This window comes from Plantactinospora siamensis (genome assembly GCF_042434095.1).
Lineage (GTDB): Bacteria > Actinomycetota > Actinomycetes > Mycobacteriales > Micromonosporaceae > KBS50.
The window spans coordinates 1-15,240 of record NZ_JBHLUE010000018.1 but is presented as its reverse complement, the minus strand read 5'-3'; the positions used below and the strand labels follow the sequence as shown (position 1 = coordinate 15,240).

Annotated in this window: 12 protein-coding genes; 7 read left to right on the top strand and 5 right to left on the bottom strand. The window is 71.9% G+C overall.

Annotation, left to right across the window (positions count from 1 at the left end; translation table 11 throughout):
- The first annotated feature begins 377 nt into the window (after window positions 1-377).
- Complete coding sequence (locus ACFFHU_RS22330; protein WP_377341904.1) at window positions 378-1,217, top strand: class I SAM-dependent methyltransferase; 840 nt, start codon at window positions 378-380, stop codon at window positions 1,215-1,217.
- 50 nt (window positions 1,218-1,267) lie between these two features.
- Here the strand turns inward: ACFFHU_RS22330 and ACFFHU_RS22325 are convergent, their stop codons facing one another.
- Both ACFFHU_RS22325 and ACFFHU_RS22320 read right to left on the bottom strand, forming a co-directional pair.
- Entirely contained in the window at window positions 1,268-3,628 is a 2,361-nt protein-coding gene (locus tag ACFFHU_RS22325) for a beta-glucosidase family protein (protein ID WP_377341902.1), read from the bottom strand.
- A gap of 12 nt (window positions 3,629-3,640) precedes the next feature.
- A complete protein-coding gene (locus tag ACFFHU_RS22320) occupies window positions 3,641-4,660 on the bottom strand; it encodes a LacI family DNA-binding transcriptional regulator (protein ID WP_377341901.1) in 1,020 nt (339 codons plus the stop codon).
- 247 nt (window positions 4,661-4,907) lie between these two features.
- On the opposite strand from ACFFHU_RS22320, the gene ACFFHU_RS22315 reads away from it, so the two are divergent.
- The 3 genes from ACFFHU_RS22315 to ACFFHU_RS22305 are packed head-to-tail and all read left to right on the top strand — an operon-like array spanning window position 4,908 to window position 8,009.
- Complete coding sequence (locus ACFFHU_RS22315) at window positions 4,908-6,089, top strand: ABC transporter substrate-binding protein (protein ID WP_377341899.1); 1,182 nt, start codon at window positions 4,908-4,910, stop codon at window positions 6,087-6,089.
- Between the two features lie 7 nt (window positions 6,090-6,096).
- Window positions 6,097-7,107: a carbohydrate ABC transporter permease gene (locus tag ACFFHU_RS22310; RefSeq protein WP_377341897.1), complete on the top strand. Its 1,011-nt coding sequence runs from the start codon at window positions 6,097-6,099 to the stop codon at window positions 7,105-7,107.
- Entirely contained in the window at window positions 7,104-8,009 is a 906-nt protein-coding gene (locus ACFFHU_RS22305; RefSeq protein ID WP_377341895.1) for a carbohydrate ABC transporter permease, read from the top strand. Before ACFFHU_RS22310 ends, ACFFHU_RS22305 begins: the two co-directional genes overlap by 4 nt.
- A gap of 74 nt (window positions 8,010-8,083) precedes the next feature.
- Here the strand turns inward: ACFFHU_RS22305 and ACFFHU_RS22300 are convergent, their stop codons facing one another.
- From ACFFHU_RS22300 to ACFFHU_RS22290, 3 genes are all read right to left on the bottom strand, one after another.
- Window positions 8,084-8,398 (bottom strand): MoaD/ThiS family protein, encoded by a 315-nt coding sequence (locus tag ACFFHU_RS22300; RefSeq protein ID WP_377341894.1) that lies wholly within the window; start codon window positions 8,396-8,398, stop codon window positions 8,084-8,086.
- Window positions 8,395-9,510, bottom strand: a complete 1,116-nt coding sequence (locus ACFFHU_RS22295) for a WD40/YVTN/BNR-like repeat-containing protein (protein WP_377341891.1) — start codon at window positions 9,508-9,510, stop codon at window positions 8,395-8,397. Before ACFFHU_RS22295 ends, ACFFHU_RS22300 begins: the two co-directional genes overlap by 4 nt.
- Window positions 9,511-9,612: 102 nt before the next feature.
- The gene (locus tag ACFFHU_RS22290) at window positions 9,613-10,149 is read right to left on the bottom strand and encodes a GNAT family N-acetyltransferase (RefSeq protein ID WP_377341889.1); all 537 of its coding nucleotides are present in this window, start codon (window positions 10,147-10,149) and stop codon (window positions 9,613-9,615) included.
- 501 nt (window positions 10,150-10,650) lie between these two features.
- Between ACFFHU_RS22290 and ACFFHU_RS22285 the strand changes: the two genes are divergently transcribed.
- The 3 genes from ACFFHU_RS22285 to ACFFHU_RS22275 form a co-directional block, all read left to right on the top strand.
- Entirely contained in the window at window positions 10,651-11,733 is a 1,083-nt protein-coding gene (locus ACFFHU_RS22285; RefSeq protein WP_377341908.1) for a cellulose binding domain-containing protein, read from the top strand.
- Between the two features lie 63 nt (window positions 11,734-11,796).
- A complete protein-coding gene (locus tag ACFFHU_RS22280) occupies window positions 11,797-13,821 on the top strand; it encodes a family 43 glycosylhydrolase (RefSeq protein ID WP_377341906.1) in 2,025 nt (674 codons plus the stop codon).
- Between the two features lie 180 nt (window positions 13,822-14,001).
- Window positions 14,002-15,240, top strand: a 1,239-nt coding sequence (locus ACFFHU_RS22275; protein ID WP_377341887.1) for a glycoside hydrolase family 10 protein, incomplete at its 3' end; no start/stop codon positions are given.

Below are 15,240 nucleotides of genomic sequence, written 5' to 3'. Positions count from 1 at the left end.
TCTTCCCAGGAGACGGGGACGGCTGGGCCGGCCGGCGGACACACCTCAGTGGGGGCGATGCCACGCTCCTATCAAGTCACGCCGGTCGGCCCTGACCACCGATGACCGGCACAACGGATGAAAGCCAACCCCACCAGGCGGCACCGAACCTATGAGCCAGATCATCGACGGCCAGGATCCCAACCACCGCAAACAGCGGCAGCACTCACCCTGACACTGAGCCGAACCTACCCGGCCCCGGACGGCGGTCGGGGCCGCGCCGCGCCGCGCGCCGGCCGCGCCTGCCCCGGACGTCCCCGACGCCGTCGCCGTCCGGATCCACGTACGTGTTCGATGCCGCTCGGCGGGCCTTCCCGGACCGGCACTAGCGTTCGGGTATGGCGAACCCCGACGTCCGGATGACCGGCACCGCGACCTGGATCGCGGCCGCCAGAGCCCGGGAGTCCGCCCGGGCGGACCGGCTGTTCGCCGATCCGTGGGCCGAGTCGCTGGCCGGATCCACCGGGGCCGCCTGGTTGACGGCCAGCGAGCGCGCCGGGTCTGGCGAGAACCGGTTCCTGCCGGTGCGGACGCGCTTCTTCGACGACGTACTGCTCGACAACGTGGACCGGGCCGAACAGATCGTGCTGCTGGGAGCCGGGCTGGACACGCGGGCATACCGGTTGCCGCTTCCCCGGCGCCTGACGGTGTTCGAGCTGGACCTGCCCGAGCCGCTGTCCCACAAGGAGACGGTGCTCGCGGCGGCCGCGGCTCGACCGGCATGCCGGCGGGTCGCGGTACCGGCCGACTTCCGCGGTGACTGGACGGACCCGTTGGTCGCTGCCGGATTCGACCCGCTCCGGCGCACCGCGTGGCTCGCCGAGGGCCTGCTGTGCCACCTCGATCCGGCCTCGGTCCGCGGACTGCTCGTCCGGGCGGCGGAGCTGTCCCAGGCGGGCGCGGTCCTGGCCGCCGACCTGTTCGGCACCGGTCTGCTCGGGCTGCCGGGCACTCGCGGGTGGATCGAACAGCGGCGGCGAGCCGGCGAGCCGGCACCGTTCTGCACGGACCGGCCGGCGGCGCTGCTGGCCGAGACCGGCTGGCCCCGGTGTGAACTCACCGAACCCGGTCAGCCGGCCGCGAACTTCGGCCGGCTGGCTCCGGTGCCGCCGCACTGGTCCGGCGGGGCGGACCCCACTCTCCGCACCTACCTGGCGGTGGCCCGCACCGCCGGATAGCGGGGTCGCCGAGGCCCGCCCGACGGCGGGTACGCGCGACGGCGGACCGGCTACCGACCCGGCAACTGCCGCACCTGCGGGGCAAGGACGCGGTCGGGCCCGACGTACCGGCGCGGTCCGGTCAGCGTGTACGGCAGCCGCGCCTCGATGTCCGTGCTGGACCGGCCGACCCACAGCTCGACGTCGCCGGTGTCGACCAGCCGGCGGCCGGCCCGGCCGGTGTAGGAGGTCAGATCGGCGTGCAGGGTGACGCGAACCTCGCGGCACTCCCCCGGCGCCAGGTCGACCCGCGGCGCGGCCACCAGCAGCTGGCGCGGCCGGGCCACCTCGGCGACCGGCTGATGCAGGTAGACCTGGACCACCTCGCTCGTCTCGGCGGCGCCCTGGTTGTGCAGGGTCACCGACAGCTCGCAGGTGCCGTCGGTCGGCCACGCCTGGCCGGACTCCCGGCGCGCGTCCCCCCAGGTCGCCCGGGCGTACGACAGCCCGTGCCCGAACGGGAACAGGGCGGTCGGATCCACGGCGCTCACGTCGCTCGGGCCGGCCAGCCGCGGACCGAGATAGCTGCCCGGCTGGCTGGCGGGGGTGCCGGGGAAGCCCACCGGCAGACGGCCGGCCGGGTCGATCCGACCGGCGAGGACATCGGCCAGCGCCGGCCCGCCCTCCTCGCCGGGAAAGAAGCCGCAGACGGCCGCGGCCAACCGGTCCACCTGCCGACCCAGCTCGTACGGGCGGCCGGCCAGCAGCACGAGGACCACCGGGGTGCCGGTGGCCAGGACGGCCTCCAGCAGCTCCTCCTGCCGGCCGGGCAGCCGGAGGTCGGTGGCGTCGCAGCCCTCCCCCGACGTGCCGCCGCCGAACAGCGCCGCGGCGTCGCCGAGGACCGCGACGCAGACGTCGGCCGCGGCGGCCACCCGGGCCGCCTCGGCGATCCCCTCGTCGTCACCGCCGAGCACCGGACAGCCCGGGGCGTGCTCGACCCGGTAGCCGGCCTGGTCGGCGCGCAGCGCCGCCAGCAGCGTCGGGATCTCGACGCCGGTGGCCAGCTCCGGATGATGGACGCCCACGTGCCGGGGGAACGAGTAGCAGCCCAGCATGCCGGCCGCGGTGTCCGCGTTCGGGCCGACCACGGCGAGCCGGAGGCCGGGGCCCAGCGGAAGCACGGGCGTGCCGTCCGACCCGGCTGTCTCGTTACGGAGCAGCACGATCGAGCGCCGGGCGAGCCGGCGGGCGAGGTCCCGCGACGGCGCGTCGTCCAGCGGCGCCGGGTCGGGCTCGTCGAGCAGCGGCGGCTCGGCCGACCAGTCGTCGTCGAGCAGGCCCAGCTCGCACTTCTGGGCCAGCACCCGGCGCAGCGCGCGGTCCACCAGAGCCTCGTCGACCCGGCCGGCCGCCAGCTCGGCCAGCAACGGCTCGCCGTAGCAGTCGACGGCCGGCAGCTCGACGTCGATGCCGGCCGCGAGGGCCTGGCCGGCGGCCGCGCCCGGGCCGGCGGCCACGCCGTGCAGCTCGTGCAGGAAGGCCACCGCGAAGTAGTCGGACACGACGGTGCCGGTGAAGCCGTACGCCGTCCGGAGCAGGTCGGTGAGCAGCTGCGGATCGGCGGCCACGGGCACGCCGTCGATGTCGCAGTAGCTGTTCATCACCGACCGCGCGCCGGCGCGCAACGCCATCTCGAACGGCGGCAGGAGCACGTCGTGCAGTTCCCGCCGACCGATCGAGACGGGTGCCAGGTTGCGGCCGGCCCGGCTGGCCGAGTATCCGGCGAAGTGCTTGAGCGTGGCCACCACGCCGGCGGACTCCAGCCCGCGCACGTACGCGCTGCCGATGGTGCCGACCAGGTGCGGGTCCTCGCCGATGGTCTCCTCGACCCGCCCCCACCGCAGGTCGCGGACCACGTCGAGGACGGGGGCGAGGCCCTGGTGCACACCGAGCCGGCGCAGCAGCGAGCCGATCTGGGCGCCCATCGCCTCCACGAGTTCCGGGTCGAAGCTCGCGCCCCAGCACAGCGGGGCCGGATACACCGTGGCCTGCCACGCGGCCAGGCCGGTCAGGCACTCCTCGTGCACCTGGGCCGGCAGCCCGAAGCGGTTGGCCGCGGCGATCCGCTGCTGCAGCCCGGCCAGCCGGCGGGCGCCGTCGAGCGGGGCCACCGGCGCGGTGCCGTAGGCGCGGGTGACCTGCCCGACGCCGTGCCCGATGACCTCCTGCCAGTCGGCCAGCTGCGCCGAGTGGCTCTGCTGGCGCGGCGCCACCACGCCGCCGGACGCGTCGACGTCCACCCACACTCCGTACAGCTGGGCGACCTTCTCCCGGAGGGTCATCCGGGAGATCAGGTCGTCGACCCGGTCGGCGGTGGGAAGGCTGGCGTCACGCCAGGCGCCGGTGGTGAGGCTGCTGTCCAGAGACACGGTGGGGTCCATTCAGTTCGACCGGGCTGGCGGGGCGGCGCTGGACTGCCGCACGATCAGTTTGGTGTCCAGCGTGACGTGCGGCCGGTCGACCGGCTCGCCGCGGATGAGCTTGATGAGCATCCGGGTGGCCAACCGACCCATCTCGTGGATCGGCTGCTCCACCGTGGTCAGTGGGGGCACGCAGAGGACCGACTCGGGGACGTTGTCGAACCCGACGACGGACAGGTCGGCCGGCACCCGCAGGCCCAGCTGGGCGGCGGCGGTCACGGTGACGATGGCCGACACGTCGTTGGCCGCGAAGACCGCGGTCGGCGGGTCCTCGGCGGTGAGCAGCTCGCGCGCGGCCCGGGCGGCCTGGTCGGCCTCGAAGCCGCCCACCCGGACCAGGTCCTCGGTGACCGGGATGCCGGCCGCGGCCATAGCCTGCCGGTAGCCGTCCTCGCGCAGCTGCACCGACTGCAGGTCGGGCCGGCCGGTGAGCATGGCGATCCGCCGGTGACCCAGGCCGAGCAGGTATTCCACGGCCAGCCGGGCGCCCTTGAGGTTGTCCGAGTCCACCGTGGGCAGCTCGGTGGAGCCGGCGTGCGGGTCGACGGCCACCACCGGCGATCCGTGGCTGACGTCCACCACCGTCGGGGTGACCAGGATGGCGCCGTCGATGAGGGTGCCGGACAGCCGGGAGAGGTACCGCCGCTCCCAGCCCTCGTGGTCGGTGGCCCGGCCGCCGGCCGAGTACACCACCAACTCGAAGCCGCTGTCCCGGATCCCGTCGGCGGCCCCCTTGAGCAGCTCGGTGCTGAACGGCTCCAGGTCGGCCACGAGGATGCCGATGACGTTGGTCCGGTGGTTGCGCAGGCTCTGCGCCACCAGGCTGGCCTCGTACCCGACCTGGCGGATCACCGCCTGCACGTGCGCGGCCGTGGCGGCGGAGACGCCGTACCGGCCGTTTATCACCTTGGACACGGTCGCCACCGACACGCCAGCGCGCTGGGCGACGTCACGGATGGTCACCCGGGGAGTCAACTCCACGGCGCGAGAATATCCTTCGATAACGTTATCGACAACGATTGACATCGACGCGTGCGGCGGCGCAGACTCTCCGGCTATGAAGGCCCCCGGCCGACTTACACACCCCCGGGAGATGAGCCACATGACAGCCAATACGCGCATTCACCGCAGGTGGGGTGCGCTCGCGTCAGCGCTTACGGTACTCATGGCGACGGCCCTGGCCGGCTGCTCGTCGAGTTCCGACAAGCCAACCGAAGCGAGCGGCCCGGTGACACTCACCTGGTGGCACAACGGCACCAACGACCCGGCCAAGAGTGTCTGGCAGTCGGTGGCCGACGGCTACCACGCCGCCCACTCGGACGTCAGCTTCAAGGTGGAGCCACTGCAGAACGAGCAGTTCAGCACGAAGGTGCCGCTGGCGCTGCAGTCCAGCGACCCGCCCAGCATCTTCCAGCAGTGGGGCGGCGGCGACGAACGGACCCAGCTCGCCTCGGGGAAGCTCATGGACATGAGCGGCTCCATCTCCGACTGGGTCGGCGGCCTCGGCAAGGCCGCGGAGGCCTGGCAGGTCGACGGCAAGTGGTACGGCGTCCCGTTCGACCTGCACGCGGTCGGCTTCTGGTACCGCAAGGACCTGTTCGCCAGGGCCGGCATCCAGGCGCCGCCGACCACGATGGACGAGTTCAACGCGGCCGTGGCCAAGCTCAAGGCGGCCAACATCGCCCCGGTGGCGCTGGGCGGCAAGGACAAGTGGCCGGACGCCTTCTGGTGGGACTACTTCGCCGTACGCGAGTGCTCGAAGGACGTCCTGCAGTCCTCGATGAAGAACATCAAGCTGGAAGATCCGTGCTTCGTCAAGGCCGGTCAGGACCTGAAGGCCCTGCTGGACACCAAGCCGTTCCAGAACGCCTTCCTGGGCGCCTCCGCCCAGCAGGGCGCCGGCAGCTCGGCCGGCCTGGTGGCCAACGGAAAGGCCGCCATGGAGCTGCAGGGCGACTGGGAACTGCCCACCATGATCCCGCTGACGAAGGACAAGGCCTACGCGTCGAAGCTCGGCTGGTTCCCCTTCCCGGCGGTCAACGGCGGCGCCGGTGACCCGAAGGCGGTGCTCGGCGGCGGCGACGGCTATTCCTGCACCACCAAGGCGACCTCGGCCTGCCCCGACTTCCTGAAGTACATGCTCAGCACCGAGGTGCAGACCAAGCTGGTGCAGAGCCAGACCGCGACGTTGCCGGCCAACCCGGCGGCCAACAGCGCGGTCACGGACGCCTCGCTCAAGCAGGTGCTGAACTCGATGCAGTCCGCGCCGTACCTGGCGATGTACTTCGACCGGGCCCTGCCCACCAGCGTCGGCCAGGCGCTGAATGACGCCATCGCGAACTTCTTCGCCGGCCAGGGCACCCCGGAGAGCATCGTGGCGGCGGCCAACAAGGCGGCCGCGGACCAGTGAGGCCGCGATGGTGAACCGGACGGGCCGTCGCCCGACCGCCACGCCCGCCCCTGCGGACCCGGCCGGCCGCGGAGCTCCGCGGCCGGCCGGCCCGGGACGGGCACCGACCGGCCAGCCCGGCAAGTTTGGCCGGCGCGCCGAGCTGACCCTGCTGCTGGCGCCCGCGCTGGCGCTGTTCGTCGGCTTCGTGATCCTGCCGATCGGCGTGGCCGTCTACTACAGCGTCTACAAGTGGACCGGCTTCGGGCCGCCGCAGGACGTGGTGGGGTTCGACAACTACCGGCGAGCGCTCACCGACGACGTCTTCCGGGAGGCCATCGGGCACAACATCATCATCGCGGTCCTGTCGGTGGCGCTCCAGCTGCCGCTGTCGATCGGGCTGGCCCTGCTGCTCAACCGGCGCATCCGGGGCCGGGCCGGGCTGCGGCTGGTGGTGTTCGCGCCGTACGTGCTCTCCGAGGCGATCACCGCGGTGGTCTGGTCGCTCATGCTCCAGCCGGACGGGTTCGTCGACCGGATGCTGCGGGGGCTCGGCCTGGGCGGCCTGGTCCACCAGTGGCTGGCCGACAGCAAGATCGTGCTTTACACGCTGTTCGTGGTGATCACCTGGAAGTACATCGGCTGGGGCATCATCCTGCTGCTGGCCGGGCTGCAGGGCATCCCCAGCGAACTGCACGAGGCCGCGGCCATCGACGGCGCCAGCCCCTGGCAGGCCACCCGGCGGGTCACCCTTCCGCTGCTCGGCCCGACCATCCGGATCTGGATCTTCCTGTCGATCATCGGCTCGCTGCAACTGTTCGACATCGTCTGGATCATGACCCTGGGCGGTCCGGCCAACGGTTCGGCAACGATGGCCACATACCTGGTCGACCACGGCTTCAAGCGTTACCAGTTCGGCTACGGCAGCGCGGTGTCGGTGGTGTTGTTCCTGATCTGCTTCGTTTTCGCCCTGCTCTACCAGCGCTTCGTGCTGCGCAGGGACACCGAGGGGGCGCTGACCCGGATGGTGGGGGGATGAGCATGGTCACCGACACACGGCCGGCCGAGGCCCGGCGGAACGGGTCCGCCGACCGGGGCGGCCGGGCCGGGCCGGCCGGTCGCCGCCAGCGGCCGGGCAACCTGCTCGCCTACCTGGTCGCCATCGTGGTGATCGGGGTGACGGTGGTGCCGCTGCTGTTCACCATCGTCGGCGGCTTCCGCACCAACGCCCAGATCAACGACGATCCGGTCGGGCTGCCGAACCCCTGGATCGGTGAGAACTACGGCTCGGTGGCCGGCACCGACTACTTCTGGCGGCTGCTCGGCAACAGCGCCCTGATCGCCGTGCTCGCCACCGGGCTGGCCGTGGCACTGGGCGCCATGGCCGCGTTCGCGCTGTCCCGGTACGCCTTCCGCGGCCGGGAGGCGCTGTACGCGCTGTTCACCGTGGGCCTGCTGTTCCCGGTCACCGCGGCCGCGCTGCCGCTGTACCTGTTGCTGCGGCAGATCGGCCTGCTGGAGAACCCGATCGGGGTGGCGCTGCCCGAGGCCGCGTTCGCGCTGCCGATCACGATCGTCATCCTGCGTCCGTTCATGCGGGCCATTCCGGGCGAGATCGAGGACGCGGCCGTGGTGGACGGTGCCAGTCGGCTGATCTTCTTCTGGCGGATCCTGCTCCCGCTGTCCCGGCCGGCGCTGGCCACCGTGGCCGTGCTCGCGTTCGTGGCGAGCTGGAACGCGTACCTGTTGCCGTTGCTCGTGTTCAGCGACCCGAACCATTTCACCCTGCCGCTCGGGGTGGCCAACTTCCAGACGCAGTACTCGCAGGATGTGGCCCGGATCCTGGCCTTCACCGGCGTCTCCATGCTGCCGGCGCTGCTGTTCTTCGTGGCCGCCGAACGGCGGATCGTCGGCGGGCTCACGGGGTCGGTGAAGGGCTGAGCCCACCCGGTCGGTGCGGGCCGGGTGCACCGGGTCGGTGCGGGGGTCGGGGAGCCCCCGCACCGACCGCGGCGCTATCCCCCCGCCATCGCCCCGAGAATGATGAACGGCTCGGCGCCGGCCACCACCCGGTCCGGCAGGGGCGTGTCGGGCGGGTCGTTGGACAGGTCCTCCTCGCAGGCGTAAAAGCGGACCAGCGGCCGGCGCTTGCCGGTGCCCCGATCGCGCATGGTGCCCAGCAGCACCGGATAACGCGCCTCGAGGGCGTCCAGCACGGCACGCTGGGTGACCGGTCCGGCGCCGGAGTCGCCGCCGACCACCTCGAGCCGCACCTCGCCGCTGACCCGGGCGAGGTTCTTCAGGTGCGCCGGCAGGACGACGCGGATCACGGCAGCACCTGGGCTTCCACGGAGAGCACGGCCGGCAGGTCCCGGACGATCGGCGCCCAGCTGTCCCCGCCGTCGGCCGAGTGATAGACCTGGCCACCGGTGGTGCCGAAGTAGATCCCGCAGGGGTCGAGGGTGTCGACCGCCATGGCGTCGCGCAGCACGTTGACGTAGCAGTGCGACTGCGGCAGGCCCTCGGTCAGCGCCTCCCACTCGTCCCCGCCGGTGCGGCTGCGGTAGACGCGCAGCCGGCCGTCCGGCGGGAAGTGCACCGAGTCGCTCTTGATCGGCACCACGTAGACGGTCTCCGGCTCGTGGGCGTGTACGGCGATCGGGAACCCGAAGTCCGAGGGCAGGTTGCCGCTGATCTCCCGCCAGTTGCCGCCGGCGTCGTCCGTGCGCATCACGTCCCAGTGCTTCTGCATGAACAGCGTGTCGGGCCGGGACGGGTGCTGGGCGATCCGGTGCACGCAGTGGCCCACCTCGGAGTCCTGGTCGGGGATCTCCCCGGAGCGGAGCCCCTTGTTGATCGGCAGCCAGCTCACCCCGCCGTCGTCGCTGCGGAACGCGCCGGCGGCCGAGATGGCCACGTAGATCCGGTCCCGGTTGGCGGCGTCCAGGATGATCGTGTGCAGGCACAGGCCGCCCGCGCCGGGCTGCCAGCCGGACCCGGTGGGGTGGTTGCGCAGCCCGGTCAGCTCCTCCCACTTCTGGCCGCCGTCGCGGGTGAGGTAGAGGGCCGCGTCCTCCCCGCCCGCGTACACCGTGTCGGGGTCCTCCCGGGACGGCTCGAGGTGCCAGATGCGCTTGAACTCCCAGGGCCGGGGAGTGCCGTCGTACCAAAGGTGCTGGCCCACCTCGCCGGCGTACCCGAAGTCGTTGCCGACCGCGGACCAGGTCCGGCCGCCGTCCTCCGAACGCTGGATGAGCTGCCCGAACCAGCCGCCGGACTGGGACGCGTACAGCCGGTCCGGGTCGGCGGGCGAGCCGGTGAGATGGTAGATCTCCCATCCGGCGAAGTGGGGGCCGTCCACGGTCCAGTCGCCCCGCCCCCCGTCCGAGGTCAGCGTGAAGGCGCCCTTGCGCGTGCCGACGAGTACCCGTACACCGGTCATGTCCGCATCCTTTCGTGGTCCGGTTGACCCCCGTCTGGGATTAGACCGCCGGCCGGGCCGGAAGTCATCGGTCCCGGACCACCGTTTCGCGGGACCGGCGGGTCAGCCGATCTTCCTGGTCAACGTCTCGAACTCCAGATCGGGCCGCAGGGGTACGCCGAACCGCTCGTCGCCGTACGGGAACGGGCTGGTCTCGCCGGTGCGGCTGTAGCCCCGGCGCTCATACCAGGCGATCAGGTCGGTCCGCTGCCGGATGACCGTCATCCGCAGCTCGGCGGCGTCCCAGACATCCCGGGCGTACCGCTCGGCCTCGGCCAGCAGGGCGCGGCCCAGCCCGCCGCGCTGCCGGTCGGGCGAGATCGCGAACATGCCGAAGTAGGTGTGGTCGTCCCGGTGTTCGAGCTGGCAGCAGCCGACGATGCCGGCGCCGTCCTCGGCCACCAGTACCACCCCGTGCGGATGCGCGAGCGCCGCGCCGACCATCTCCGCGTCCACCCGCTGGCCGGCGAGCAGATCCGCCTCGTGGGTCCAGCCGACCCGGCTGCGCTCCCCCCGATAGGCGGCCTCGACCAGGTCCACGAGCGGGTCCAGGTCCGCCGGCTCGGCGGCGCGAACGGTGATTCCTGCGGGACTGGTCATCGGCGGGCTCCCCCGGGTCGGTGCGGTCGCCGGGACAGCGTACTGCGCCGAAACCGGGCGGAATCGCGCGGAACCGCCATGCTCGGCCGGCCGGCTCGCCCGGCCGCCGGTTGAGCATGTTATCGATAACATGCTATCTTTCCGGCCAGGAGCGAAGGGCACGCTCCCCTCGGGATCGCCGACAACCCGAAGGTACGCGGTAATCATCCGACCTTCTTCTCGGTGACCTGTCCGGGCCGCCCGCCGACGCCAAGCGCGCACGCGGACGCCGGACGACGCCGCCACGACGGCAGCCCCCTTCCGGTTACCGCACGGGTTCCCACCCGACGCCGGCGGACGACCCGGCACCGCCAGCACACCGGCTACCCGCGGCCACCCGGCCCGCGACGGAAGGACCCCGCGATGCGCCCACCGCCCAGCCCCGACACCGCACCCCGTACCCCCGTTGCCGCGCCCCGGAGCCGACGGCGCTGGTTTCTGGCCGCGGCGCTCACCGCCGCGATGGCCGCGGCCGGCACGGCCGCGGCGACCGGCACGGCCAGCGCCGAGTCCAACGGCGGGGTACGGGTGATGCCGCTCGGCGACTCGATCACCGAGGGCACCCAGGTGCCCGGCGGCTACCGGATCGGCCTCTGGCAACGCCTCAGCTCCGGCGGCTACCGGGTGGACTTCGTCGGCTCCCAGTACAACGGTCCGAGCAACCTCGGCGACCATGACCACGAGGGCCACCCCGGCTGGCGGATCGACCAGATCGACGCCAACATCACCGGCTGGCTGCGCAGCTACAACCCGCACTCGGTGCTGCTGCACATCGGCACCAACGACATCCTGCAGAACTACAACGTCTCCACCGCGCCGAACCGGCTCTCCACCCTGATCGACCACATCACCAGCACCGCCCCGACCGCCGAGGTGTTCGTCGCGCAGATCATCCCGCTGGCCAACTCGGGCCAGGAATCGGCCGTCCGCACGTTCAACGCGGCGATCCCGGGGATCGTGCAGAGCAAGGCGAACGCCGGCAAGCACGTCCACCTCGTCGACATGCACTCGGCGCTCACCACGGCCGACCTCACCGACGGGATCCACCCGACCGCGAACGGCTACGACAAGATGGCCGCCGTCTGGTACAACGCGCTGCGCGCGGTCCCCGGCAGCATCGACGCCGGCGGCCCGAGCTCGCCGCCGCCGTCCAGCCCGCCGCCGTCATCCCCGCCGCCCTCGTCCCCGCCGCCCTCGTCCCCGCCCCCCTCGTCCCCGCCCCCCTCGTCCCCGCCGGCCGGGGATGGCGGCTGCACCGCCAGCTACGCGCTGGCCGGGCAGTGGCAGGGCGGGTTCCAGGCCACCGTCACCGTCACGGCCGGCAGCTCGGCCATCTCGTCCTGGACCGTGACCTGGCAGTGGGCCAACGGGCAGAGCGTCACCCAGTACTGGAGCGCCACCATCACCCAGTCGGGCAGCTCCGTGACGGCCCGCAACGTCAGCTACAACGGCACGCTGTCGGCCGGGGCCAGCGCCCAGTTCGGGTTCCTCGGCAGCGTCAACGGCAGCAACACCGCCCCCACCCTGCGCTGCGCCGCGGGCTGAGCCAAGCCACCCTGGAGGACAGACGTGCAACGCACCCGAAGAAGGCTCCTGCTGGCGGCCACGATGGCCGGCGTGCTGAGCGCCACCGGCGCCGCGTTCGCCACCTCCGCCCAGGCCGCGACCGGTTGCCAGGTGAGGTACACGGTCAGCAGCGAGTGGCAGGGCGGGTTCGGCGCGAACGTGGACATCACCAATCTCGGTGACCCGGTGAGCAGCTGGACGCTGACCTGGTCGTACGCCGCCGGGCAGACGGTCGGCCAGTACTGGAACGCCACCATCACCCAGTCCGGCGCCGCGGTGACGGCCAGGAACGTGTCGTACAACGGCGCCATCGGCACCGGCGCCACCGTGTCGTTCGGCTTCAACGGATCGCAGAACGGCAGCAACCCGGCGCCCACGAACTTCGTCCTGAACGGCACCCAGTGCAACGGGCCCGTCCCGCCGACCTCGGCGCCGCCCACCTCGACTCCCCCGACATCGGCGCCGCCCACGTCGGCGCCGCCCACCTCGGAACCGCCGACCTCCGCCCCGCCCACCTCGACCCCGCCCACCTCGGCCCCGCCCACCACCGGGCCGTGGCCGCCGGCGTCGACGTACACCAACCCCGTCGTCTGGCAGGACTTCGCGGACGGCGACATCATCCGGGTGGGCGACACGTACTACTACTCGGCCTCGACCATGCACTACTCGCCGGGCGCGCCGATCCTGCGCTCCTACGACCTGGTGCACTGGGAGTACGCCGGCCACTCGGTGCCATCGCTGGACTTCGACTCAGGCGCCTACAACATGGTCGGCGGCCGGGCGTACATCAAGGGAATCTGGGCCTCGGCGCTCAACTACCGCAAGAGCAACAGCACGTACTACTGGCTGGGCTGCGTGGAGTTCAACCGGACGTACGTCTACACGGCCTCGGCCGTGGACGGCACGTGGTCGAAGAAGGCCCGGATCAACAACTGCTACTACGACGCCGGGCTGCTGATCGACGACAACGACACGATGTACGTGGCGTACGGCAACACCCAGCTCAGCGTGGCGCAGCTGTCGGCCGACGGCACCACCGAGGTGAAGCACCAGCAGGTCTACTCGGCACCGTCGAACATCGGCACCCTGGAGGGCTCCCGGTTCTACAAGCGGGGCAACTACTACTACATCTGGACCACGCACCCGGCGAACGGGCAGTACGTGCTGCGCTCGACCAGCCCGTGGGGACCGTACGAGGCCCGGCAGGTGCTGCTGAACATGCCGACCCCGGTCTCCGGAGCCGGGGTGCCGCACCAGGGCGGCCTGGTGCAGACCCAGAACGGCGCCTGGTACTACATGGCGTTCGTCGACGCGTACCCGGGCGGCCGGATCCCGGTGCTGGCGCCGATCAACTGGTCCAGCGACGGCTGGCCGTCGATCCAGACCGTGAACGGCGGCTGGGGCGCCTCGTACCCGTACCCGAACGTGCCGCGACCGCCGCGGGACGTGAAGTCGATGATCGGCCCGGACACCTTCCCCGGGCCCTCCCTCGACCCGCGGTGGGAGTGGAACCACAACCCGGACACCACGAAGTTCACCGTCAACAACGGGCTGCGGCTGCAGACGGCCACCGTCACCAGCGACCTCTACTCGGCGCGGAACACGTTGACGCACCGGATCCAGGGGCCGACCTCGACGGCCACCGTTCAGCTGGACTACTCGCAGTTGCGCGACGGTGACCGGACCGGGCTGTCGATGCTCCGGCAGTACTCGGCCTGGATCGGCGTCCGGAAGGACAGCGGGCAGACCCGGGTCTCGATGACCGACGGGCTGGCCATGGACAGCAACTGGAACACCACCAGCACCGGCACCGAACGGGCCAGCGCGGCGGTGTCCGGCGGCCGGATCTGGCTGCGGGTGAACGCCGACATCAGACCCGGCAGCGGCCGGCAGGCGAAGTTCTCCTACAGCACCGACGGGGTCAACTTCCTCAGCCTCGGCCCGGCGTACACCCTCGACAACAACTGGCCGTTCTTCATGGGCTACCGGTACGGCATCTTCAACTACGCCACCCAGGCCCTCGGCGGCAGCGTCACCGTCAACCGCTTCGACCTCACAACCGGATGACCTTGCCGGGATCGGGGTCCGACGCCTCCGCGTCGCCGCACGGCGGCGCGGGGGCCTCGGGCGGCACCCGGCTCCGGCGGCTGGGCGGGCGCCCCACGCACCCGCCCACCCCGCACACCCCCCGAGCCGTCGGCGCGGCCACCACCCGCCCGCCGACCAATCCGAGAAAGGCAGAATGACATGGACTCCAGATCCGGACCCGCCACCGGCGGGCGACGATCCCGGCGCCGCCTCCGGCTCACGCTGGGCTCCCTCGCCGCGGGCGCCGCGGCCGTCACGGCAACGCTGCTGGTGGCCTCCAGCGCCAGCGCCGCGACGACCCTCGGCGCGGCCGCCGCGCAGTCGGGCCGCTACTTCGGTACGGCGGTGGCCGCCGGCAAGCTGAGCAACTCCACCTACTCGTCGATCCTCGACCGTGAGTTCAACATGATCACGCCGGAGAACGAGATGAAGTGGGACACGGTCGAGCCGTCCCGCGGCAACTTCAACTTCGGCCCGGGCGACCAGATCGTCAACCACGCGCTCGCGCACGGCCAGCGGATGCGCGGGCACACCACGGTGTGGCACTCCCAGCTGCCCAGCTGGGTCAGCTCGATCAACGACGCGACCACCCTGCGCAGCGTGATGGACAACCACATCACGCAGGAGATGACGCACTGGAAGGGCAAGATCTACGCCTGGGACGTGGTGAACGAGGCGTTCGCCGACGGCAGCACCCAGCACCGCAGCTCGGTCTTCCAGAACGTGCTCGGCAACGGGTTCATCGAGGAGGCGTTCCGCACCGCGCGTAACGCCGATCCGGCCGCCAAGCTGTGCTACAACGACTACAACATCGAGGACTGGAACGCGGCCAAGACGCAGGGCGTCTACAGCATGGTCAAGGACTTCAAGTCCCGCGGCGTCCCGATCGACTGCGTCGGCTTCCAGAGCCACTTCGGCACCGGCGGCCCGCCGTCGAACTTCCAGACGACCCTGACCAACTTCGCCAACCTCGGCGTCGACGTCCAACTGACCGAGCTGGACATCGCCCAGGCCGGCACCACCCAGTACGCCAACACCGTACGCGCCTGCACCAACGTTCCGCGCTGCGCCGGCATCACCGTCTGGGGCATCCGGGACAGCGACTCGTGGCGCAGCGGTGACAACCCGCTGCTGTTCGACGGCAACGGCAACAAGAAGGCGGCCTACAACTCCGTCCTCGACGCCCTGAACAGCGCCAGCACGAACTACCCCGGCGGCAACCCGCCGCCGCCCACCACGGCGCCGCCGACCACCACTCCGCCCACGACCGCGCCGCCGACGACCGCGCCGCCGACCACGAACCCGCCGCCGCCCGGTGGCTGCCGGGTCACCGACGCGGTCAACGCCTGGAACACCGGCCTGACCGAGAACATCACCGTCACCAACGGCGGCAACTCC

Bases quoted from the DNA above. Each gene is read 5' to 3' on its own strand.
- ACFFHU_RS22330 (WP_377341904.1), top strand. From the start codon at position 378: ATGGCGAACCCCGACGTCCGGATGACCGGCACCGCGACCTGGATCGCG.
- ACFFHU_RS22310 (WP_377341897.1), top strand. From the start codon at position 6,097: ATGGTGAACCGGACGGGCCGTCGCCCGACCGCCACGCCCGCCCCTGCG.
- ACFFHU_RS22305 (WP_377341895.1), top strand. From the start codon at position 7,104: ATGAGCATGGTCACCGACACACGGCCGGCCGAGGCCCGGCGGAACGGG.
- ACFFHU_RS22295 (WP_377341891.1), bottom strand. From the start codon at position 9,510: ATGACCGGTGTACGGGTACTCGTCGGCACGCGCAAGGGCGCCTTCACG.
- ACFFHU_RS22290 (WP_377341889.1), bottom strand. From the start codon at position 10,149: ATGACCAGTCCCGCAGGAATCACCGTTCGCGCCGCCGAGCCGGCGGAC.
- ACFFHU_RS22285 (WP_377341908.1), top strand. From the start codon at position 10,651: ATGGCCGCGGCCGGCACGGCCGCGGCGACCGGCACGGCCAGCGCCGAG.
- ACFFHU_RS22280 (WP_377341906.1), top strand. From the start codon at position 11,797: ATGGCCGGCGTGCTGAGCGCCACCGGCGCCGCGTTCGCCACCTCCGCC.